The organism is Erysipelatoclostridium sp. DFI.2.3, from assembly GCF_019132535.1.
GTDB classification, from domain to species: Bacteria; Bacillota_I; Bacilli_A; order Erysipelotrichales; family Erysipelotrichaceae; genus Clostridium_AQ; species Clostridium_AQ innocuum.
Genome location: NZ_JAHOOJ010000002.1, coordinates 245226 through 268928, shown reverse-complemented (window position 1 = coordinate 268928; position 23703 = coordinate 245226). Strand labels below are relative to the sequence as shown.

Sequence of the window (23703 nt, the reverse complement as noted above, 5' to 3'; positions counted from 1 at the left end):
TCCAGAAAACAGATTTTCTTTTATTACACACAGATTTTCGTATAGATTCAATAGGATTCACTTACGTATTCTGCTTGCTTACTGCAATTATTAGCCAGTTGGTTTGTAAGAAAATACAGTCCAGATTAAGACATTGAAAATCAACACATGGAACTTCATAATAAAAAAAATAAATCTGAATAGTCCTGTGCCTGCCATCGTATTCAAACTGAATACACTAATTCCAAAATACACTTATAGAAAGCAAGGAAAAGCATTGACTTTTCACTCATTTTTTTCTATACTTTAGGTACTGAGACAGAAAGCCTTTAAAGGCTGAAAAGAGAGTGTAGCCGGCAAGCAAGCACTCTCTTTTTTTTCAGAGGTCTGAGACAGAAGGGGTGTGCAAGATTTCCACATGCAGGATAAGGACTGCCACAGAAATCGATCATTTACTTCGCTGCTTTACCGGCGGCTCTGCCGTTCGATCATATAGATCAGCGTCAGAAACATCAGGTACGCTACGATCTGATCCGTATGTACTTCCCCTTCATTTCAGCACACATATCCTTGAGTCCATACTGTTACCTCCACTATTACATACGGTTTTTTTTTAAACTCCTAATTTTTTTGGCATTTCCCTAAAATAACCTATAGTTAATTACAAAATCATAGTACCTTTTATAGCTGTAGTACATCCATCTTATTATCATATATCATGCACTTCCTATACATTCCCAACGACCTTACCGCATTTGCGTACTGGTTAACCATTGGGACATAACGAAAAATAACAGAGATTTGAATAGTCCTGTGCCTGCCATCGTACTCAAAGCTGAATACACTGATTCCAAAATACACTTATAGAAAGCAAGGAAAGGCATTGACTTTTCACTCATTTTTTTCTATACTTTAGGTACTGAGACAGAAAGCCTTTAAGGGCTGAAAAGAGAGTGTCGCCGGCAAGCAAGCACTCTCTTTTTTTACAGAGGTCTGAGACAGAAGGGGTGTGCAAGATTTCCACATGCAGGATAAGGACTGCCACAGAAATCGATCATTTACTTCACTGCGTTACCGGCGGCTCTGCCGTTCGATCATATAGTTCAGCGTCAGAAACATCAGGTACGCTACGATCTGATCCGTATGTACTTCCCCTTCATTTCAGCACACATGTCCTTGTGTCCATACTGTTACCTCCACTATTACATACGGTTTCTTTTTTTAAAACTCCTAAATTTTTTGACATTTCTCTGAAATAACCTATAGTTAATTACAAAATCATCGTACCTTTTATAGCTGTAGTACATCCATCTTATCATGCAGTTCCTATACATCCCCTACGACCTTACCGCGTTTGCGTACTGATTAACCACAGGTGAAAAAATACGTATCTGTGGACAATTTATGTTCAAGTTAATCATAAAAGTCTAGTGTAAGGCATTGAAAATCAACACATGGAACTTCATAATAAAAAAAATAAATCTGAATCGTCCTGTGCCTGCCATCGTACTCAAAGCTGAATACACTAATTCCAAAATACACTTATAGAAAGCAAGGAAAAGCATTGACTTTTTATTCATTTTTTTCTATACTTTAGGTACTGAGACAGAAAGCCTTTAAAGGCTGAAAAGAGAGTGTCGCCGCCAAGCAAGCACTCTCTTTTTTTACAGAGGTCTGAGACAGAAGGGGTGTGCAAGATTTCCACATGCAGGATAAGGACTGCCACAGAAATTGATCATTTACTTCACTGCGTTACCGGCGGCTCTGCCGTTCGATCATATAGATCAGCGTCAGAAACATCAGGTACGCTACAATCTGATCCGTATGTACTTCCCCTTCATTTCAGCACACATATCCTTGTGTCCATACTGTTACCTCCACTATTACATACGGTTTCTTTTTTTAAAACTCCTAAATTTTTTGACATTTCTCTGAAACAACCTATAGTTAATTATAAAATCACACAATGCTCCTATAGCGGCAGCCCTGAAATCTTATCTCCTCCACTTTATGCAATTCATGTCATTCCTGGAAATAAACCTCCCTTGCCATATCAAATAGAATGACATGAGCTCCCTGCAGTGTCTTGATGCAGAAGCTTTCATCAATTTCCACAGCATCGCGCTGCTGTAAGCAAATATCATTACACTCCACCTCACCTTCTATAACAATAAGATATACCTGACGGGAAGGCTCTACCGGAATATCCAGCTCCTTTCTGGAAGATAAAGCACTGACATAAATATCCATATCCTGATGGATTTTCACATAAGCTGTATTCTTATGACCACTTACGATATGCAGCAAACGGTTTTCGCGAGCCTCCCATGGAATGCGTGCTTCACCATACTGTGGAGTATAACCGCTTCGATCAGGCAAAATCCAGATTTGAAGCAGACGTAATATTTCCTCCCCGTCGTTTTTCTCACTGTGGAAAACTCCGGTACCCGCACTCATGTACTGTATTTCCCCACGTTTCAGTGTTGATACATTTTGCATGCTGTCGGCGTGGGTCAGCTCCCCCTCAATCACATAGGTTATGATTTCCATATCCCGATGCGGATGGGTTTCAAAGCCGGTATGAGGCTGTATCGTATCATCATTAACTACCCGCAGCACACCGTAATGCATATTTTTCGGATTGTAATATTCCGCAAAGGAAAAGTGAAACCAGCTGTCCAGCCAGCCGAGACAGCTTCTTCCCATATTGCGGTGATCAATCTTTTTCATCATTGTATATACCTCCATATCAAGTATGTACATGTATAACACTTCCATGCATGCGCAGTTACACTGAACATCACTGAGATAAGAAAAAACTCTCAGATGCCGCGTGATTCATAATACATGGGCTGCTTTTTTCTGGCATGCACCTTATCCGGAACGTTCGCATCTTGTTGTCCGCCATCATGATTTATAAACGCTCTTGTCTGCGGCTATATGCTGTAACAGTGATTCCGCAGTACTGTACCACAGGCATTCAGACGCAAAACAGCAAAAAGAAAGGATACTCTTTCAAGTACCCTCAGTGTTCTATATTCAAATAAACAAACAGCATCCGGTTTTTACCGGACATATCCTTAAGAACCTCAATTCTTGCATTTGGAAAATATTTCTTCGCCTCTTCACTTAGCGCTTCCTTCTGGTTATAGCCCATTTCAAACGCCATCATAGCACGTTCCTTCAACACCTTTGCGGCATTTTCAAAGATAATGCGATAGAATTTCAAGCCGTCGTCTCCTCCAAATAGCGCCACGTGCGGTTCATAGTCCACAACACTGTGCTCCATTTCCTCCTCACGCGGTATGTAGGGAGGATTACTAATTAGAATATCCACCTTCAGATTGCGGTCAATCAGCGGCTGTAACATATCTCCAACCATGAAATTGACGATTGCTTCATTGTCATCAGCATTCTTTTTCGCAACAGCTACAGCCTGTTCACTGATATCCGTTGCCATCATATGCAGATTCGGTTCTTCCTTTTTCAAAGAAACCGCAATCGCCCCGCTGCCGGTACCGATATCCACCGCCATCACATTATCCTGACTGGAAAAATGCTCATCATAGGCTGCCAGAATATTTGCGACCAGCTCTTCCGTTTCCGGGCGCGGAATCAAAACATCCTCATTCACGGTAAAGCGATAGCCGTAAAACCATTCAAAACCAAGAACATGTCCGAGAGGAATTCCGGTGAGAAGGCGCTGAATACCTTCTTCATAGAGTTCTTCCAGCTCCGGCTGCATTTCCTCATCGAATTCCATATACAGATTGTGCGCTTCTTTATTCGTCAGCTCCAGCATATACAGCAGGGCAGACTGTTCGCCATAGCCGGCTTCCTCCATACGCGCCTGAGCATTCTTCAGCACGGAATGATAGCTGCTCATTATTTCTCCCCTGCCAGCTTTGCCTGCTGATCCGCACTCAGTAATGCATCCAGCAGATCCTGCATTCTGCCTTCCATAATGCGATCCAGCTGATTCACGGTATATCCGATACGATGATCAGTTACACGATTCTGCGGATAATTATAAGTACGGATTTTTTCTGCACGATCTCCGGTGCCGATCTTGTTCCGGCGTTCGATACCCTGCTCTTCTTCCAGCTTGCGCTGATGCTCCTCATACACACGGGAACGGATTGTCATCAATGCAGTTGCACGGTTTTCATGCTGTGAACGTCCGTCCTGACACTTAACCGTAATTCCGGTAGGCTTATGCACAATACGAACTGCGGAATCGGTCTTATTGATATGCTGACCTCCGGCTCCGCTGGCGCGCATGGTTTCCATTTCCAGATCGTTCATATCAATATCAAAATCCTCCGGTTCGATTTCCGGTGTTACCAGAACGGTTGCTGTAGAGGTATGGATACGCCCCTGACTTTCTGTCTTGGGAACGCGCTGTACACGATGACTTCCGGATTCAAACTTCAGTTTTCCATAAACGCCGTCCCCCCTGACCATAAAGGAGACAAGGGAGAAGCCGCCTGCTTCACAGTCATCCATTTCTACGATTTCTATCTTCCAGCCCTGACTCTCTGCAAATTTGCTGTACATCCGGTACAGGTCACCTGCGAAGATATTTCCTTCATCTCCACCGGCTGCCCCGCGGATCTCCACGATGGCATTATGAGAATCATTGGGATCCTTTGGTATCAGTAGAATTTCCAGCTTTTCCAGATATTCCTCAATCTTAGGCTCCAGCTCCTCGATTTCCATTTTCGCCATTTCCTTGATTTCCTTGTCATCCTCCAGCAAAAGCGCCTTGGCATCCTCCAGAGCACTCACACTGTTTTTATATTCCGTATAGGTTTCCACCACCTGAGTCAGATCGGCCTGCTCACGTCCCAGCTTGGCCAGCATCCTGCTGTCGGTTACGATTTCCGGTGACATCATCATTTCATTGATTTCATGATAACGGTTCACCATTCCTTCAAGGCGTTCTATCATTACACTCATACTATACCTCCTACGAGTTCTTTCTCTCATTATGCCTGAAAAACGCATAAATATCCTTATATACTATATCATTGAACGGCTGAATTGCAAAGAATAAAATGTAGGAATAGATGCTTTCCCTTCGAATATATGCGTTGCTGAGTGAATGAGAGCAATCGTAAAAAATACGGCAAGTGCTTTTGCAAGTGCTGCAGATGATACCATGAGATACCCGATCACGAAGAGAAACCTTAAAATCCGTTAACAGCTTTTCCTTGTCAATTCACAGGCAAGCACGAAATACCGTTACGCCTTCGGTTAAAGCACAGGTTATCAATCACTTCATAAACAGCTCTTTGCGGCTGTGAACCTTTACTTTGCGATATAGCCTTTTCATATACGATGCGACCGTATTCTCCTTTAATCCGCTGGCCTCAGCCATCTCCCTTCGACTATATCCCTTTAACACATAGTTTACCAGCTCCAGCTCTCTTTCTGTCAGCCCATAGCTGTTATAATCGCGATGCTCCTCCAGCAGCTGTTTCAGCTTTCTCCATCTCCAGCTGTCGCTGCATGAAAGAAATACATCCTTTCCAATTTCCAGTATGACTGCCATGATGCCATCCGGCTGGCAGATTTCGATTATGTGATGAACAGCCTCTACGATCTGTTCCTGATGATTTTCCTCCTCCAGCAATATGCAATAGAACAACAGCGCATATATCGTTCCAAACATCTGCTTTCTTTCATGCGCCTGACTTTCCAGCAGGGATGCCACAACACGCAGCTTTGCATAATTACGAATCTTTATCAGATACATGCCGTAAACAATAGAAGAATACAGGGTAGCTCCCTGAAGCAGATTTCCTTTTCTCCCCTCCTGGATCCATTCAGCAACTTTTTCATATTCACCGGATAAAATATATAAATAGGCCTGTGCAAGATCGATTTCCGAAAGAAGCGGCGGCAGGATCACCTTTTCCCGGAGAGCAGCCAGCTGTTGATGAACAAATTGCAGTAATGTATGATCACGAAGATGATATGCGGCTCTTCCAATTGTAAACAGCGACGATACACAGATCCATTTCTGACGGTAATGCTCAGCAATGTAGTATGCTTCCCATGCTGTATGTATGCTTTCCGCAAAGCGGGCGCTTTCCAGCTGCTGTTCAGCGGATGCCTGTTCCATTAAACCACCATTTGAGTTATTGGTGATTTCAAAGTAGTAATGCAGGTCCTTATGTAGGATATTGACGATTCTCTGGATATCTCCCGGTTTTCGATGATATAAAAACAGATTGTGCGGACTGCCGAAGGTTGATATGATTTCCGGATTGCTGATTCGTGAGGTCTGATTACGCAGCAGAGTTTTTGACCGCTTAAAATAGCGGCTCATCTCATGTAGATTGTTATAGCGGGAATATGCCAGAATCAGCTCCACCTCCCCCTGCAGCAGCTTCTCATCCTCATGCAGGCTTCCGCTATGCAGCGCATGTAGAAAGCCCTCCAGCAGCTGCTTTCCATAAAATATATCCTGCAGATTATTGAAATTATCCATAATAGCATGCAGCCATGCATATGGATAATCCACGTACAGCTCCATTGGTACCATCTGATAGATATTCCGCATTAACTCAGTATCATAATCTGCAAAGTTTTTGCTTTCGTATAATTCCAGCAGCTGCAGTATTTTTTTATAATCCTTCAAAAGATAAAGCTGACGCAGACAATTGAGGATATCACCGCTGCTTTCGTAATAATCGGCAATTTTGCGATAGAGATGACTCGGATTTTTTTCATACATAAGGAATTTATCATACAGGAACTCACGAAATACAGGAGAGTAGGTAAAGAGGCGTGTAGTTCTGTCCACCTGCACAAACCAGTGGAAATTCATCATCCAGGTCAATATTTTCATGATTCCGGTATCCACGCATAAAGCCTCAATGAGCTGGATATTAAAGTGCTCGGGAACAGACAGCACAGCCAGACTCTGCCGCTGTGCCTGATTCAGCTGCCGGTATATATATACGTCAAACAACGGATACAGCTGCAAATCCGGATTCAAAGTGCGTACGGCTCCATATTCCTCCAGCAGTGCATGCACACCGATGGTCCATCCGCAGGTAACTCTTAGAATTTCCCGCACTTCCCGTTCATCAATGAAAATCTGATTCACAGCTGCCAGCTTCTGAATATCGGCAAACTGAAATCGCAGCATTGTCGTAGGGATCAGCAGCGTCCATCTATAAAGCTCTGAATTAAAAAAAGAGGGAATTCCTGATGCAAGAAGTATAATCCTGCAGCTATGTTCCCTCCGTTCGTACACCTTCATGATATGTCTGTCCAGTATATGATTGCGATATTGATCCAGTATGATGATATCATAGCTGCCGCTATCTATACTTTTCTCAAAAATTCCCCCAAGCTGTTTACGATTTTTCTTATGCATATGAATCCAGCAGCACCTTTCCTTTCGATTATGCAGAAAGGCAGCAACTGCTGTTGTCTTGCCAAAGCCATCCGGTCCGTAAATGCAAATCAGCGGATAGGAAACCATATGCTTCAGCATTGAATTAAATTGTTTTCTGGCAATCTGTCTCATATTCCTTCACCTATACCATTATAGCGTATATTACAAGGAATTCAAAAGCGAATTATTACCATTTTATGTATATTCCAAAAAAATCTACAGCTCCTGAATTACGCAGAAGCCCCCATGTATTGTAACAGTATTTTTTACATCCATTTTCTGCCTGAATATCAGATACAGGATATGCCTGCTTCAAATCCCATACATCAATCAGATGAGGATCGCATGCAGCATCTCTTCAAATATTTGTGAAGCAGAATACTTTCACTACAGTTGTTTCATGGCAGCCATCTGCAGTGCTCTGCCATTTCGTTTTTGTATCGTAAGAAATTCATTCACTCGCTTTCTTAAACAAGCGCTGTATAAGCGTTATCACAAATTGAAAAACAGCGGCTCCCACATCACCAGGAACCGCTGTACAGCTAACGAATAGAGAAATAGATACCAAACACGAGAGAGATGAAGAGTATCAGTACAAGTGCTGTTACAATCAGTACAGACAGCTGTCCTTCTTTTCTTATTTCCTTCAGTGCATTCTTTACAGAAAAGGTATTCCACTGGAAATATTTTCTCAGTGATAGCATCATCAGGACTGCCGAGATGAAGTTCATCAGAATGAATTGTCCAATCGTCATCAGCAGCAGATTTACACGTATGCTTTCCACATGCTGAGGAACCGCAAGATCCTTCAGAAAATGCTTCAGTACATACCAGACATACAGATTGGCCGTACAGATCATAAAGCCGGTAATCACGATCGGACTTTTACTGATCAGATCTTCGTAGGATTTACCACTCAGGTTTGACAGACCGCCTACATATACCAGAAACAATACGACCATGGCAACACACGCATACTTTGCATACCGGATATAACGGAAACCGCCTGTTTTTGCGAGCTTGTTTTTCTGTCGGATAAGATCTCTTCTTTTCATACTGACTCCTCCTGCAATGGTTGCCATTTTCTCATCTCCTCTATTATGGTTAGTCTAAATGCAGATAATCCTTTACTTTTGTTGTAATATTTACTACACGAACACCATATATTACCTGAACAGAGTTCTTTCCGCGTACAACGCCGATAGCCTCCAGATAATTTTTCCAGCTTGTATCCGGTGCAATCAGGGAATCATCCTTGACTGTAACACGAAGACGGCTGGCACAGCAGGTTACGGTTTCAATATTGTCCGCTCCCCCAAGAGCTTCAATAATACGAACCTCGAGTGCATCCTCAGGTGCGGAAGAGACATTCGCTTCGTCCTTACCGCTGTTTTTGATTTCATTGTATTCTTTTTTGCTCATCAGCTTGATTTCACCCTCGTCATCACGACCAGGTGTTTTGAGGTTGAATTTCGTAATTGCGAATTTGAATGCAAAGTAGTATACGATAAAGGTTACAGGAAGCAGCCACAATGCGCTCATGGCATGTACCTTCTGCGGCTGGAACAGGTTTGGAATCATGAAGAACAGCGCAGTTCCATTGATGGAAATATTTGTGATTTCCGCTGCGACATAGCACAGACCGCACAATGGAGCGTATACCAGCCAGTACAGTGCAGGTGCAACAAACAGGAAGGTATACTCAATCGGTTCTGAAATACCAACCATTGCCAGCGTGAAGACAGACGGCACCAGCAGTGATGCTACCTTCTTCTTATTTTCCGGTTTTGCACAGCGATACATAGCAAACGCGGCACCCGGCAGACCAGCCAGCTGGAACAGCAGACGTCCGTTGGTGAAGTTTCTTGTGATATAGCCGGTTGCACTTGCGCTTGCAGCCTGACCGTTGATAATGTTTTTAACACCCTCATACATCACACCGTCGATCATCATCGTACCGCCGACCTTTGTATATTCGATCGGGAATGCAATCAGATGGTGAATACCGAATGGCAGCAGCATCTTATCCAGTGTACCGAACACGAAGGTTCCCAGCAGACCACTTGTACGGATGAAGCCGGTGATACTCTGCAGAGCACCTGCGACATACGGCCATACATAATAGAATGCGATTGCCAGTGGAATAGAAGCAAGAGCGACCATAATAATAACGAATTTTGTTCCTGCGAAGAATCCGAACATTGCCGGCAGCTTTGTATCAACGAATTTGTTGTGCAGTCCTGCAGCAATCAGACCGGTAACAATACCGGAGAAGATTCCCATGTTGTATGAATAAATCCCCAAAGAGCTTGACCATAAAGCATTGAAGTTCAAGGCAGCCTGCTGTGTATAACCGCTTTTTACCAGTGCGTCAACAGTCGTGGTTTCAGCGGTCCATCCTTCCAGCGCAGCCCAGCCTTCAATTCCTCTCATAAAGCAGAAGAATAAGATCAGTCCCGCAAATGCTGCCCATCCTTTCTCCTTCTTGGCAAGAGTGAAGGCAATTGCCACGGCGAACCATAGCTGCAGATTGTTCATAAACATGAATCCCAGATTGGTGATCATGGTGAACAGATTGTACAGGATGTTTCCTTCCGGCAGGATGTAGTTTGTAAATGCACTACCGATACCCACGAAGAAACCAACGAGCACAAGCAGGATGATTGGAACCATCATTGCCCCGGCAAATGTCTGAAGTTTTGCCTGAATGTTTTTCATAGCTTGTTCCTCCTTTGTTTACGCTTTCATTTTAGCATGTCCGCCAATTTGAAAAAGAATGCAATGAGTTACGGTAATTCATTATTATTGTGGTAATTTTTCATCACCTTTTTGTACATGCCAGTTCCACAAGTGCCTCATAGTAGATGTCACTCGCTTTTAACAGCGACTTCACAGGCATACATTCGTTGGGCATATGAGGGCGGGGATCCTCATCAGGAAAGGTCGCACCAAATGCCACCCCGTGCTCCAGAACGCGGGCATAGGAGGCTCCCCCCTTGGTAAACACCGCAGCATCTTCCTTCATAACCCTGTGATATGCTGTTTTCAGACTCTGAATCAAAGTGCTGTCCTCTGCGACGTAGAGCAGACGCTTATGGCGTAAAACCTCAAGCTCACAGCCATAATGCTGTGCCGTTTTGCGTAAAGTATGAAGAAGGCTTTGCTCATCCGTTGACCGCACATAACGCACATCGACACACAGCTCCAGCTGTCCATCCTGCGTATTCAGCGACATCAAACAAACAGAGCCGCAGCCCATGGCAGCATCCTCATGATACAAACCGCTTTTCTTACCGTAAAAATCATCAAGAAAATTCTCGTATATCATATTCACCATCGGATACAGAGAGCCTGCTTGATCGAGGTGTCCGTGAAAATCCTTAACAAATTTGAAAATAGCATTATCCCCGCGCTGCGGATTGCGGGAAAGTGCACGTACACCACGATAGGTGATTTTTATGCCATCTTGCATAACCTCAATCAGATTGGTACGCTCAACAAAGCTGACATCACTGCCCTTGGGAACAATCACCTGTAAATCATCACAGACGATATGCAGACGCTCCTTGCAGTGCAGGCTGATATCCGAATCTGCATTCAGCAGGAAGCGTACCTGCAAAATCCCCTTTTCTCCATTGACAATAGGAAAGTTGCCATCCGGTGAAAAGCCGAAGATTGGTTGCGGGTTATGCTTGAAATAATGCTCCATGCATTCCCATGTTGTTTCCTCAGCCCCTCCGGCAATGAGGCGGATCGGATGATACAGTGTACGACCTTCCTGCCTGATACGGGCCATTGCATATAAAGCTGCCAGCAGCGGTCCCTTGTCATCATTGACTCCCCGGCCGTACAGCATACCGTCTATCTCCTGCATTTGAAAGGGATCGCCGTGCCAGTGAGAGCGTTCTCCTGCTTCCACCACATCCAGATGAGCCAGCACGCCGATATAATCATCTCCCTCACCAAGTTGGGCATCTACAGCATAGCCGTCAAAATCATGGACGCTAAAGCCCTCCCGCTGAGCAATCTGCAGGAAAACATCCATTGCATTCCGTATCTCTTTGCCAAACGGGGCAGATGAACCTGCAGTGCGCTCATCACGGACGGAAGGAATTTCCACCAGCTGCTTTAAATCCTGCAGCAGCTCACTCGTTCTTTTTCCTGTATCATAGATAGTTTTCATTATGTTATACCTCCTTATATGGTTATAAATTCCACATGAAATTGCCGCTGTCATTCTTGACAGAACAGCGTTTCACACGTATAGTTGCAAGTGAAAGCGAGGGTGCACGCTTATGAATAAACGAATCATGAAAATTGTGGATGTTCTGTTGAAGCAGGACTCCTATATCACGATTGATAAAATCTCCGAAGAGCTTGCCGTATCCAACAAGACGATTCGCAATGACCTCCAGATCGTGGATCAGTATCTCGAGGAAAACAACCTCAAGCTGATTAAAAAAACCGGCGTCGGTATCCGTATTGACGGTAAAGTCAGGGACAAGCTGCACGTATTGGAAAGTGTACGGGAGAAAAATAAAACGCTTGCCGATTATTCCCCACAGGCACGTAAAATTTTTATCGGGATGCAGCTGAGTGCCTTTGACAGCTGCCGCATCTATGAGCTGAGTGAACAGCTGTTTGTATCCCGTGCCACCATTCACAAGGACATTCTCTCCTTGACAAAGGATCTGGAAACCTTCAAAATCGCATTGCATCGCAAGAACAACAACGGAATCAGTATGGAAGGCAAGGAAAAGAATATACGTAATTTTCTGCTGGAGCTGATGCTGCGTGACAATGGCTATCAAATGTTTATTGATATCATACGGCGGGATGATTACCGCTGTGACGGCTCCTATGTATTTCCCGGGCTGGAGGTTACCGATGACGAGGTCAAGGACTTTACCGGCTGTATTCTCCGCTGGGGCAATCCGTATATCAATTCCCTGACCTTTCCCTCCATGGTGCTTGTCCTGCTGCGAGCATTTGTCACCTATCTGCGCATTCAAGATCGCCATATTGTCCATCTTTCGACTTCCTTCATCGAGGATTTGCGAAAGGAGCCATTCTATAAAGAAGCACGCGAGCTGTGCGACCGGCTGGCCAATCATTACCGGCTGCAGATTCCGGATGTGGAAATACGCTATCTGCAGGTCTATTTTCTCGCCCTGCAAAACAGCCGCGATCTCAGTGAACAGGAACAACAGGAAGCGCGTATGCTGAGTGATGCTCTGCTTACCTCCTGGAGCGAACAGCTGCATCTGCCCTTTGACCGGGATGAAGCACTGTGCCAGTCTGTATATGACCACCTGTGTCCTGCCATTATCCGTTTTCGTCACGGCATCCCCAATGAAAACCCGTTGATGCAGGAAATACATACGCTTTATGAACGTACCTTTCAGGTGGCAAGAAACAGCGTTTCCGTTATAGAAGAGCATTTCCACTGTAATGTGAGTGACGATGAGGTCGGCTTTCTCGCCTTACACTTGGCAGCCTCTTTGGAAAATATGAAGCAGCCGCTGAAAACCATATTAGTTGCTCACGGCGGTGTGGGAGCCGGAAATCTGCTGCGTAGAAAGCTCAGTGCCCAGATACCGGAAATCGACATCATCTCCCAGGAAACCTTCTTTTCCATTTATGAGTGCGATATCAGTGATATTGATCTGATCATCAGCACACTGGAGCTCAATCTGCATACAGATGTCACCATACTGCAGGTCAATTCCCTGCTGCATGACTACGACATTCTGCGCCTAAAGGATGTGATTCGCGAATATTACAAGGTGAAAAACGATCCTTATAATTTTAAATCGGCAGCACAGGAATAAATCATATTCCCTTGCCCGCAGGAGCTTATGCATAGGAAGCACAGAAACGATATCCTCTGTTTTCAGGTGCATTTCCGATGAAACGAAAAAGCCCTGTAAACGCTAAATGGAATACAGCACAAGGGCTGTACAGCTGTTGAATAACACTATCTGTGTAAATGAAAATCGGGAAGCTGTGATTCTATTGATATACAATAAAATCATACTTCCCTTTTTATGTCCCCTGAAGTGATACCGTCTACAAGCCGCCACGCTTTTATGGCAGTGTATAGGTTACTGCGACGCTTTCTCCACCCTTAACTTCGACAGGCTCCTCTCTGCGGAATTCCGCATAGCTGTCTTTATTTGTGAAAATGACGATAACACTCAGATCATATCCCTTTGATAACAGATATTCACGATCCATTTTCAACAGCGGCTCACCTTTTTTCACGTGCTTCCCCTGCTCACACAGACAGGTGAAGCCGTTTCCGTTTTCGTTTACCGTATCGATTCCGACATGAATCAGAATTTCCATACCGTTTTTCAAAGTAAGACCGACTGCGTGGTTGCTGGGAAACAGCATGGTTATATCTGCATCGGCACATGCATATACGGTATCACCTGTAGAAGCGATGGCAAAGCCGTCTCCCATCATCTTCTGAGAAAATACAGGATCCTTTACATCTTCAATCGGAATCAGTGTTCCGTCCACAACAGCAAGAAGCTCCTCCCTGCTCTTTTCTTTCTTTCTAAATCCGAACATATGTCATACCTCCTGATGAAATATTTATTACAAGTATATCTTACCTGTTTCCTGCATGTATTACAATCATTTCACTGTTATTTTCGCAGCCTTTTCTATGTGGTAATTTCTTACAGCAATGTTTATAAATTGCCTTATTGATACGGATGGCGTTTCCACATCCTGCGATTGCGGAAGTTCAGCGAAGTAGCGTACAATAAGGGTGCGAAAAGAAGGAGGAACTTACTTATGAAACATATCAAAATTGCAGCTGGTCTTGCACACGTTAATTATGGAAGAATTGCGGATCTGGTTAAGGAAGTCAGTGATGCCGGAGTTGACTATATTCACTCTGACGCAGCTGACATGCACGATCTTCAAAACATGAAGCTGATGGGTGGTCATCAGATTATCGCGGGTATTCGTCCGGAGACAGACAAGCCGATCGAATGTCACATTTATACAGTTAGTATGGACAGAATGTTCATCGAACAGATTGACGAGGCGGGAGCAGATATGCTGATCATTCCTGCGGAGCACTTTATCGGCGCACAACTGGCTTATATCATCAACTGGTGCCGTGAACGCCACATCAAGGTTGGTCTGACACTGGGCTGCTATACACCGTTATGCTTCGTTGAGGAAAGCATTTATGATATTGACCGTTTGCACATCGTAACACACGGTGTAGATGAAACCGATGGAAAAGACAACTGGGGATGGAGAAAGAGTGCCATTGATCTTGTACAGCGTGCACGCAAGATGATTGACGAGAAAAATCCAAAATGTGAGCTGGCGGTTGACGGTGGTCTTCGTGCCGATAATATGGACAAGCTGATTGAATGCAATCCGGATGTCATCGTTCTGTCCAGTGCTATTTTCAAGGATCCAGATGGAGCAGCAGCTGGTGTGAAGAAATGCAGAGCCGCAATCGATGCAGCAGCAGAAAAATACGGTCTTGAATAATACAAAGAACTCTCCCGCTGAGAGTTCTTTTAAAGAAAGCTCCATCCTGACACTGGTGAAGGATTACGGATGGATCACGTTTGCTGCTGCCATTACCGCTGTTGCGGTTAATTTCTTCTTCACCTCGACCGGACTGGCACCGGGGGGTATTACCGGTCTTTCCCTGGTTTGCTCCACCGTATTCGGTATTCCGGTTTCCACGATGTCTCTTTGTATCTCCATACCGCTGCTGATCTTATCCACCATCGTACTGGGGAAAAGCTTTGGTATCAAAACGTTGTATATTACACTGGCAACACCGCTGTTTATGAAATTAATTCCCTCCATTCATACAACACAGTTCCTTCTGGATATCCATCCGCTTCTGGAATTGGCGGTTGCCGGTCTTCTCGGGGGACTGCTGGTTGGGGCTGCCATCGGTATCGCCTTAAACCACGCCTGTGCAACCGGAGGTACGGATGTCATAGCGCTGTTGATTCAGTATGTTTTTAAATTCCTAAAGGTCAGTGTGATTCTGTTCTTCCTGGATGGCTCTGTTGTGATTGCCTCCGGTGTGATTACACAGAATGCATTGATCTCCGTATTCAGCTTCCTGTCTCTGATGGTCATCATCCAGACGATCAGCTTTGTGACAAAGCATAAGCTGAGTGCGTGAACTACCGCCAGCTAAAGAGCAGGGGCTTCTAATGAATGCTTACACATCCATCAAAACGTTTTGTTCGTGTTCAGATACACGTAACTGGCACGTTCACCGTACCTCTACTCCATCGCTCTCGCTCTGGCATACATGGATATACTTTTCGTATGATATTGCTTGCTCCATTGATATCGGCATTCATTAGAATGCCGTTTTTGCTTCTGTACAATCCTCGCTTGATTCTTTTCCCTGTGAAGGTGTGTGTTACATCGTTTCCATAGACTGGTATTTGATCCTCGTCAATGGAACTAGCCTTCGATTGTATTGCTTCTTCACAGACCACGACTCTGATTCCTGCCGCTTCTCCTTTGTATTTGATCATTTCGATCAGCGTATGAAACGGTATCTGAACAAATGTCTGATTGTTCTTCTTCCCCATATGGATACGCTTCTTCCAACCCGCATGATTCCCTACGACGATAACTTCGATTCCTTCCTTCACACATAGATCTATTATTTTTCTTGATGCTTTGTGCAGGATATCCTTTACACGTCGATTTCGCTTTTCGCTGATACGTTTCATTCGTTTTGTTTGATGGATGCCTTTGCTATCCTTCTTTCCAGTTCTTAGCAGTGAGCGATAATGTGCGATCTGTTTGTTAAAGTATTGATTGACTGCTTTTATTTCATTTCCTTTTATCAGCACAGGGCGGTGTCCGCTCGTAAACGCAATTGCTGTCAGATTATCGACACCAATATCTATGCCGGCTACTCTTCTATATCTGTATAAAGCAGCCGATATTCTTTAAACTACGTAATTTTATAACCTGTAATGTATGGCTGATATAAGATGTGACTATGGACTGCTTGACATTCTCCAGAATACTTTTACACTAAGAGTAAGAATTTGTCACAATGTGCACACACTTCCGTCTAATTATAGGAAGAGTAAAGGAGGCTGATATTATGCAGCAGGAGGAATTAAACAAACGAATTGATCAGGCGGTTCAGGGGGATCGCCTTGCACTGGAGGAGGTTCTGACAGAAATACAGGATATGGTATTCAATCTGTCACTGCGTATGCTGGGAACCATAGCGGATGCACAGGATGCCGCTCAGGAAATCCTCATTAAGGTTATGACCAGTATTTCCACCTTTCGCAAAGAAAGCAGATTTCAAACCTGGGTGTATCGTATCGCTGTGAATTATCTGATGGATGTAAAAAGAAGCATGTTCGCAGCGCATCCCCTGGATTTTGATTTTTATGCAAATGATCTGCGGGCAAGCTATGTGCCGGATGAAGAAGAAGCCCTGACGGGATGTACGAGGGAGGAGGCCGCAAGAGAGCTGAAGCTCTCCTGTACCAATGTCATGCTGCAATGCCTGAAGCCGCAGGATCGCTGCATTTACATTCTCGGGACTATGTTTCACATTGACAGTAAAAGTGCCGCAGAAATTCTGGATATGACTCCGGAAGCATACCGGCAGCGCTTATCTCGGGCAAGAAAGCGCATGGCTTCTTTTTTAAGCACCTATTGCGGAGCAGTATCCAATGGATTCTGTCAGTGTGATAAGCGGATTCCCTACGCAGTTATGACACACCGTCTTGAGCCGCAGAATCTGGAATACAGCAGACTGAAAACACTGGATAAGCGGATTCTGAATGAATTCTGTGATCATATGGAGGAGCTGGAGGAGATTATGGACAGCTTCGATCAGCTGCCTGCCTTTCGCTGTACAATGGACGCCAAACAGCTGTTAAGGGAGCTGGTGGATTCAGAGGTCATGAAAAAGGTACAGAATGCAAAGGAGGTGGCCTGATATGTCTATTATGATGGAATACTTGCGCCAGCTACAGAAAAACAACCAGCGGGACTGGTTTCAAAGTCACAAGGAGCTGCGGAAGGAAGCAGAAGCGGAGTTTGAGGAGCTTTTACAGGAGCTGATGGAGCGCATTGCATGCTTCGATTCCTCCATTAACGGCTTTGCGCCGAAAGAGCTGACCTTCAAACAGGTGCGCGACACCCGTTTCAGTAAAGATAAAACTCCGTATCTGCCTGCATTTCGCGCACATATTTCCGCAAAGGGGAAGCTTCCCATACCGGTTGGATATTATATTCATCTAATGCCGGATAATCAAAGCTTTCTGGGAGGAGGATTGTTCGCGGATATGTTCAAGGACGCAACAGCCATGATGCGTGATGCGATTGCCGCAAAGCCGGAAGAGTTTTCCGCCATTATCGAAGCTCCTTCGTTTAAGGATCACTTCACAATTACAGGGACAAAGCTGAAGCGTGTTCCCAAGGGGTATGATCCTGACCACAGCATGGCCTCCTATCTCTGCCACAAAAGCTGGTGTCTTGAATATCCGCTCATGGATAATGAGGTGGAAGACCGCGAGAAGTTTCTCACACTGGCCTGCACCCTGTTTCATGCAATGAAGCCGTTTCATGATTTTATGAATACGGCATTGCAGGATTTTCAGTTCCCGCAGCGATAGAGATATGTATGGATATCAGAAAGAAACATGCTTATAGATGGCTATGGAAAGGTGCTGCTGTCATGATGCTGTATATATGACATTGCACTCATTCATTTTTCACAGCATACATATCTGTGCAAGACGAAGCTGTAAATGACTTTATAAATGATACTACAGAATAAGCAGAAGCTCCCATTTTACATGGATGCCTCTGCTTATTTTGCCTGCATGCTGACTTTATGACAGTCTGCCTCTACAGCTGTTTTCGCAAATGCTGAGTTTTATCTATTTCCCCATGAAACTGCGCAAGCATTTTTTCCCATGCCGCATGCAAATTATCGTCAAGCTGAAACAGACCGGAATTTCCCACGATGAATACTTCCACCCCTGCCTGACGCAGCTCCTGAAAGGTTGCTGCATTGCAGGAGCCATCCACTTCGATTAGATACCGATAGCCATGCTGCAGCTTAAGCGCCTTCGCTTCTTTTATCTTATCCAGCATTTCGCGAATAAAAGCCTGTCCGGCAAAGCCCGGATCAACACTCATAATGGTGATTTTGTCAAGTAAATGAAGATAATGCCGGATATAGGACAGGGGAGTTGCCGGATTCAAAACAATACCGGTCCTGCATCCAAGCTCATGAATCTTATGAAGAATACGAAAGGCATCCGTGTTGATGGTTTCTGCATGCGGCGAAAGAAAGGTGGCTCCTGCCTGGGCAAGCATGGTGATATAGTCATCCGGATGCGTTACCATTAAATGACAGTCCAGCGGTACCCTGCTGACGCGGGCTACTGCTTTGACAAAATCCGGAGATAATGTAATATTCTTTACGAAATGACCATCCATAATGTCAATATGATAAAAATCCGCATGCAGATTCAGAACTTGAATCTGTTCTCTGATTTTCAATAAATCCATACACATGAGAGACGGACTGAACATAGGCTTCATACGTATATCCCCTTCAAGTAAACGTTTACGTATCCTCTTTTTTTAAAGCTCACCTACGTGAGCTCAGGTTGATTCCCTTACACAAAGAGAAACCGGTATGATAAATTCCTGCTTATCCAGCTCATGATGAATCCGCTTCAACAGCGCGTCTCCTGCCGCCTCCGCCATCAGCTCTGTATTTTGTGTAATCGTAGTCAGTGCCGGGTGACAGAACTGTGAAATGGAGACATTGTCAAAGCCGACGATTTTCACCTGATCGGGAACCTGAATATGCTGTGCATGCAATGCGTGCAGACAGGCCAGTGCCATATTGTCATTAGTCGCAAACACGCCGTCAAAGAAGCAGCCTTTCTGCATAAGCAGGTTAGTGACTGTTTTGAATACACTGGCATAATCGCTTTTCGTCATGATTTCCCAAGATTCCTGAAACGCTATCCCCGCTTCTTCCAGCGCTTCCAGGTAGCCGCTTCTTCTCTGCCGAATCGTGGACGCTTTCTTCTGATCTCTTAAAAACAGAATGCTGCGGCACTGCTTTTCGATCAATTCTCTGGCAGCAAGATATCCTCCCTGCCGATTATCGGAATGTACAAAGATGTGCACATCCTCCGGCTTTCGGTCAATATAGACGATCGGTATGGAAAATGCGGATTCCTGTATCGGATTTGCATTCCTTCCTGAGATATAAATGATACCCTCTACCTGCTGCTCCTTCAGATTGCGGATATGCAGCTGTTCGATTTCAATATCCTCATGGGAATCACATATCAAAACAGAATACTGATGTTTGAGAAAGAACAGTTCCAGGTAACGGATGATTCTCGCAAAAAATTCATTGGTGATATCCGGCACGATAACACCGATATTCCTGCTTTTCTGCGTCCGCAAGCCCTGTGCATTTTTATTAAGCTGAAAATCGCATTCCGCAATGACTCTGCGCACACGGGTCTCCGTTTCCTTGGAATAACCGCCCTTTTCATGCAGCACACGGGAAACTGTAGCGGTGGACACCTGCGCCAGACGTGCGATATCAATAATATTATATTTATGCTGTTCCACATCGACACCTCCTTTACGTAAACGTTTAACTAACACATGTATATCATAGCTAAAATAATAGTGGATGTCAATACAGAAGCAGCAGGAGAATGACGAAAGTACACCGCCATTATGCTATGCGGACATATCATAAGGAAAACCGTTATATAAGAGATCATATAAACAAGGGAAGAAATGAGAGCGTGCAATATTGAGGCGTGTTTATTTCACAGCAGTATAGCCGTCGGGATAACAAAATAGACCTGACAGACAGGATTCATCATTTTCAGCAATATGATTAACCATAGAATATCCTGTATGGTTTTATTTCTTGGGCTGTTTTACATGCAGTGTTTTCTATACGAAAAACAGTGCCATCAATTCTTTTTAAATGGACAGTCCGTATCATCATGAGAGCAAAAAGGAATCAGTGCATCACCAAGGATGAAACTGATCCTTTTGTCTTTGATGAAAAACAAGGTAAATAAGAACCGGAAATTGACAATAATACGGTCATGGATTTTGATGGTTAAATCTATTGCACAAAGCAGGAGCTGATTACAGTTAACACATTATACCTACTCCCGCTATTGTGTGTAGTTCAGCTCCTCTTTCTCTGCATATGCCCGGTATCCTTTATGCAGACAGCATGCATTGTTCTGCTTTCCAAGCAAAGACAGTATATTACATGAAGCAGACATATCACAGCTGCCATCAGTATCAGTAAATTCAGGCTTATCATGAACCATGCCAGGAAAAAGAGAAGCAATGCAAAAGAGAAGGCATGCAGCTTTATGCTTACCTCAATAACAGCGCACCTCTTCCAGTAGGAACGGCTGTGTGTGTCACATTTGCGAAAGATAAATTGCAAAAGCCGATCTGCACCCTTCCGGTATTGCATCAGCATCAGCTGTCCCGGAGTGAATTTCAGATTGGGAAACAGATTGCTCAAAACCATTTCCTGATGCAGCTTACGCCGCATGCATACCGGAAGGAGAATCCATAATCCGATGATGACACTCAGACAGAACAGCAATATCAACGGCCACAGAATGGCAAACGCCGCACTCCACGCTTTACCATTCAACATACAGAAGATGATAAAAACAGGAACAAGTCGCTTCGTAACATTGATAATCGTGATGGTCCCCATGGCTGCCAGATAGCCCTGTGAGGTTTTATAGCAGCCATAAAGAAAGCCTGTCAGATACAGCAGCTGTATACAGAGCAGAAAGGTGAGAAAAGGCGATGCGATTGTTTTCTGTATCACTGCATAAACACCAATACCGATAGCAGCGGCAGGGAGCTGGAACAGCAATAGTATACACAATTTGCAGAGATAGCTTTTACGGCAGGTAAGGGGAAAAGCCAGAAGCACCTGCCAGGAAAGCGGTGGTTCTTCTTCCCATGCAATCTGATAAACAATGCTGAGAAACAGAAAGGATACCAAGCATGCTGCAGCCTGTATCTGCTGATCCTGATATATACTGCCCTCTGTCACCGTAAAGCTGCTTACTCCACTGATGTAGATATAGGCAAGCAAAGCGGCAGGAATCAGATACTTCCATTTTCGGTTGCGAAGCATACGAAGCAGCTCATAGCGAATCATACAGCATCCTCCTCCGGCTGGAAATATTGCATGATTTTCCTATGGTCTTTCGTATCCAGAACCAGATGGTGACCATCCAATGCCAGCAGCCGATTCACAACAGGCAAAATGCCGGATGAGATATGACTGGTAATCAGGAATACCGTGTTCTCACACTTTTTTGAAATCAGCTCACACAGACCTTCACTGCTTTTCGCATCTATGGCAACAAACGGCTCATCCATGATAATCATATCCGCATTGCTGAGCAGAATACAGGCAATCCCCGCCTTCTGTTCCTGTCCGGAGCTGCACTGGTCCATGCGCTGGTTTAGATAATCAATCGACAGTGCCTGCAGAACCTCCTGTACAGCTGCGTCCTGCACATCCAGATTTTTGCCATGAAAGCAGCGGTAAAAATATCGCAGATTTTCCAATACGGTTAAATGGCGATACAGAGGATGTTCATATGGCAGATATCCAATTGTCATTCCACCACGTGAAAGGTTCCCGTAATCCGGCGGCAGAAAACCGCAGACCACATTTAACAGCGTACTCTTTCCTGCTCCGTTTTTCCCGGTCAGCAGTATACACCCGTCTCCCTGCTGTATCGTCAGATTCAAATCCTCTAAAATCCATTCCGTATCATAGGCATAGCCTACCTTATTCAGTGTGATCTGTTTCATTGCACACTCTCCTTTTTGTATACAGGGTACGTACCCTCCGTATCCCCATATAAAGCAAATAGTCCAGTGGACTTTCCAGACAGGAGGAAGCTTTCCCAATAACATAAAACACATGAACTAGCAGCATGGCACCAATCACGGCATATAACATATTTCCATTATCAAGCAGAAGCGTCGCAAGCATGACCTCCACAACAATAAATGAAGAAACATTGCGCTTATCGGGCTGCGGTTCCTGAACCTCTTCCCATGCTTCCTCCATTTCCCGATCCGCAGACTGAAGCAGCTCTGTATGTTCTTCCTCCAGTAAGGCTGCAATTCTTTGCATATAAAGATTTTGCAGCTCACACTGCGCAAGCTTTTTCTCCAGCTGTTCCTTCTGCATATCCAGCAGCTGCATATTTTTCTCCTGCAGCAGTTGTTCGATATCCGCAAGCGAAACATCCATTCTTCGCAATATTTTTATCCGCATTAGAATACGGACATGCTCCTGTGTGTAACAGCGATAGCCGTTCTCATCCCGTATAACCTGCAGCAATCCCTTTTTCTCATACAGATTGATTGCTTTTTTACTTAATCCGGTTGTATCCGCAATCTCCTGAATTCTCATATTCTATCACCTCATGTTTGAGGCTATTGTACAGCAGTCCCCAGGGGAACGGTCAATAGCTTATGCTTAATTTATACAAATTTAATAAAGTTTGCCTGAATAATTACAGAAAACAGGCATAACACCAATAGACAGAGCGGCATCATGCAAGAATACAAAAATGTCTGTAAAAGAATCATCTCTTACAGACAACTGTGTGTTTCTCTTATAATACCAGAGAAGGTGCGCTGTATGCACGGCCAGCCATTTCATTATCCAGCATGTACAAACTCTTAGGATCTGTGCCGAATAATTCGAATTTCTTCACCATATCCTCTGCATTCTTTTCTTCCTCACCCTGTTCCTTTACAAACCAGTCCAGAAACTGCATCGTGCGATAGTCCTTCACCTCATGTGCAGCATCATAAATTGTATGAATCAGGCTGGTTACATAGCGCTCATGCTCCAACGCAAATTCCAGCGGATCCTTTAAGGCACTGCATACTTTATCCGGCTTATCCACCTGTTTCAGTGTGATGTGTTCCCCGTTATTCTGCAAATACTGCAGAAGCAGCATTGCATGATCGCGTTCCTCCTGCGTCTGAATCATGTACCAGTTGGCAAAGCCATCCAGCCCCTGCTCCTGATAATAGAGAGAGAAATCAAGATACAGATATGCGGAGTACAGCTCCTTGTTAATCTGATCATTCAGCAATTCGGATACTTTTTTATCAAGCATAATCATACCTCCTGTGTCTTATAGTATAAGTATACTCTGTATGGTTTGAATCCGGAAGTACCTTTTTACATTTTTTTACAA

20 protein-coding genes are annotated in these 23703 nt (G+C 44.3%); 5 read left to right on the top strand and 15 right to left on the bottom strand.

Annotated features, from left to right (window positions below):
- Nucleotides 1–2001 precede the first annotated feature (2001 nt).
- From KSZ58_RS03225 to KSZ58_RS03195, 7 genes are all read right to left on the bottom strand, one after another.
- The gene (locus KSZ58_RS03225) at nucleotides 2002–2712 is read right to left on the bottom strand and encodes a pirin family protein (RefSeq protein ID WP_009269908.1); all 711 of its coding nucleotides are present in this window, start codon (nucleotides 2710–2712) and stop codon (nucleotides 2002–2004) included.
- 292 nt (nucleotides 2713–3004) lie between these two features.
- Entirely contained in the window at nucleotides 3005–3865 is an 861-nt protein-coding gene (prmC, locus tag KSZ58_RS03220; protein WP_021420078.1) for a peptide chain release factor N(5)-glutamine methyltransferase, read from the bottom strand.
- Entirely contained in the window at nucleotides 3865–4938 is a 1074-nt protein-coding gene (prfA, locus tag KSZ58_RS03215) for a peptide chain release factor 1 (protein ID WP_009269910.1), read from the bottom strand. The genes prmC and prfA overlap by 1 nt, the downstream gene beginning before the upstream one ends.
- A 316-nt stretch (nucleotides 4939–5254) precedes the next feature.
- The gene (locus tag KSZ58_RS03210) at nucleotides 5255–7522 is read right to left on the bottom strand and encodes a response regulator transcription factor (protein ID WP_009269911.1); all 2268 of its coding nucleotides are present in this window, start codon (nucleotides 7520–7522) and stop codon (nucleotides 5255–5257) included.
- 410 nt (nucleotides 7523–7932) lie between these two features.
- Complete coding sequence (locus KSZ58_RS03205; RefSeq protein ID WP_224720924.1) at nucleotides 7933–8445, bottom strand: hypothetical protein; 513 nt, start codon at nucleotides 8443–8445, stop codon at nucleotides 7933–7935.
- Between the two features lie 49 nt (nucleotides 8446–8494).
- On the bottom strand, nucleotides 8495–10108 hold the full coding sequence (locus KSZ58_RS03200; RefSeq protein ID WP_008816421.1) for a PTS transporter subunit EIIC: 1614 nt from the start codon (nucleotides 10106–10108) through the stop codon (nucleotides 8495–8497).
- A 103-nt stretch (nucleotides 10109–10211) separates the two neighbouring features.
- Nucleotides 10212–11573, bottom strand: coding sequence for a Sapep family Mn(2+)-dependent dipeptidase (locus KSZ58_RS03195; RefSeq protein ID WP_008816420.1), 1362 nt, complete (start codon nucleotides 11571–11573; stop codon nucleotides 10212–10214).
- 112 nt (nucleotides 11574–11685) lie between these two features.
- Between KSZ58_RS03195 and KSZ58_RS03190 the strand changes: the two genes are divergently transcribed.
- Complete coding sequence (locus tag KSZ58_RS03190) at nucleotides 11686–13221, top strand: transcription antiterminator (RefSeq protein WP_008816419.1); 1536 nt, start codon at nucleotides 11686–11688, stop codon at nucleotides 13219–13221.
- A gap of 256 nt (nucleotides 13222–13477) precedes the next feature.
- Here the strand turns inward: KSZ58_RS03190 and KSZ58_RS03185 are convergent, their stop codons facing one another.
- Nucleotides 13478–13966 (bottom strand): PTS glucose transporter subunit IIA, encoded by a 489-nt coding sequence (locus KSZ58_RS03185; RefSeq protein WP_008816418.1) that lies wholly within the window; start codon nucleotides 13964–13966, stop codon nucleotides 13478–13480.
- Nucleotides 13967–14194: 228 nt separating this feature from the next.
- On the opposite strand from KSZ58_RS03185, the gene KSZ58_RS03180 reads away from it, so the two are divergent.
- Nucleotides 14195–14911: a ribulose-phosphate 3-epimerase gene (locus tag KSZ58_RS03180; RefSeq protein WP_002606228.1), complete on the top strand. Its 717-nt coding sequence runs from the start codon at nucleotides 14195–14197 to the stop codon at nucleotides 14909–14911.
- Nucleotides 14880–15566 (top strand): YitT family protein, encoded by a 687-nt coding sequence (locus tag KSZ58_RS03175; RefSeq protein ID WP_002606229.1) that lies wholly within the window; start codon nucleotides 14880–14882, stop codon nucleotides 15564–15566. Before KSZ58_RS03180 ends, KSZ58_RS03175 begins: the two co-directional genes overlap by 32 nt.
- 70 nt (nucleotides 15567–15636) lie before the next feature.
- On the opposite strand, the gene KSZ58_RS03170 is transcribed toward KSZ58_RS03175, so the two are convergent.
- Entirely contained in the window at nucleotides 15637–16281 is a 645-nt protein-coding gene (locus KSZ58_RS03170) for a transposase (protein WP_233104416.1), read from the bottom strand.
- Between the two features lie 233 nt (nucleotides 16282–16514).
- On the opposite strand from KSZ58_RS03170, the gene KSZ58_RS03165 reads away from it, so the two are divergent.
- Both KSZ58_RS03165 and KSZ58_RS03160 read left to right on the top strand, forming a co-directional pair.
- Nucleotides 16515–17369, top strand: coding sequence for an RNA polymerase sigma factor (locus tag KSZ58_RS03165; RefSeq protein WP_002606231.1), 855 nt, complete (start codon nucleotides 16515–16517; stop codon nucleotides 17367–17369).
- A gap of 1 nt (nucleotide 17370) precedes the next feature.
- On the top strand, nucleotides 17371–18048 hold the full coding sequence (locus tag KSZ58_RS03160; RefSeq protein WP_008816416.1) for a DUF2461 domain-containing protein: 678 nt from the start codon (nucleotides 17371–17373) through the stop codon (nucleotides 18046–18048).
- Between the two features lie 235 nt (nucleotides 18049–18283).
- Here KSZ58_RS03160 and alsE read toward each other — a convergent pair whose 3' ends face one another.
- From alsE to KSZ58_RS03130, 6 genes are all read right to left on the bottom strand, one after another.
- Nucleotides 18284–18985 (bottom strand): D-allulose 6-phosphate 3-epimerase, encoded by a 702-nt coding sequence (alsE, locus tag KSZ58_RS03155; protein WP_008816415.1) that lies wholly within the window; start codon nucleotides 18983–18985, stop codon nucleotides 18284–18286.
- 63 nt (nucleotides 18986–19048) lie between these two features.
- Complete coding sequence (locus KSZ58_RS03150; RefSeq protein ID WP_074747731.1) at nucleotides 19049–20041, bottom strand: LacI family DNA-binding transcriptional regulator; 993 nt, start codon at nucleotides 20039–20041, stop codon at nucleotides 19049–19051.
- A 580-nt stretch (nucleotides 20042–20621) separates the two neighbouring features.
- Nucleotides 20622–21629 carry a hypothetical protein gene (locus KSZ58_RS03145; protein ID WP_008816413.1) on the bottom strand — a complete coding sequence of 336 codons (1008 nt, stop codon included), beginning with the start codon at nucleotides 21627–21629 and terminating at the stop codon, nucleotides 20622–20624.
- A complete protein-coding gene (locus KSZ58_RS03140; RefSeq protein WP_074747728.1) occupies nucleotides 21626–22294 on the bottom strand; it encodes an ABC transporter ATP-binding protein in 669 nt (222 codons plus the stop codon). The genes KSZ58_RS03145 and KSZ58_RS03140 overlap by 4 nt, the downstream gene beginning before the upstream one ends.
- Nucleotides 22272–22904 (bottom strand): MerR family transcriptional regulator, encoded by a 633-nt coding sequence (locus KSZ58_RS03135; protein ID WP_008816411.1) that lies wholly within the window; start codon nucleotides 22902–22904, stop codon nucleotides 22272–22274. Before KSZ58_RS03135 ends, KSZ58_RS03140 begins: the two co-directional genes overlap by 23 nt.
- A 205-nt stretch (nucleotides 22905–23109) precedes the next feature.
- A complete protein-coding gene (locus KSZ58_RS03130; protein WP_008816410.1) occupies nucleotides 23110–23622 on the bottom strand; it encodes a ferritin in 513 nt (170 codons plus the stop codon).
- Nucleotides 23623–23703: the final 81 nt, after the last annotated feature.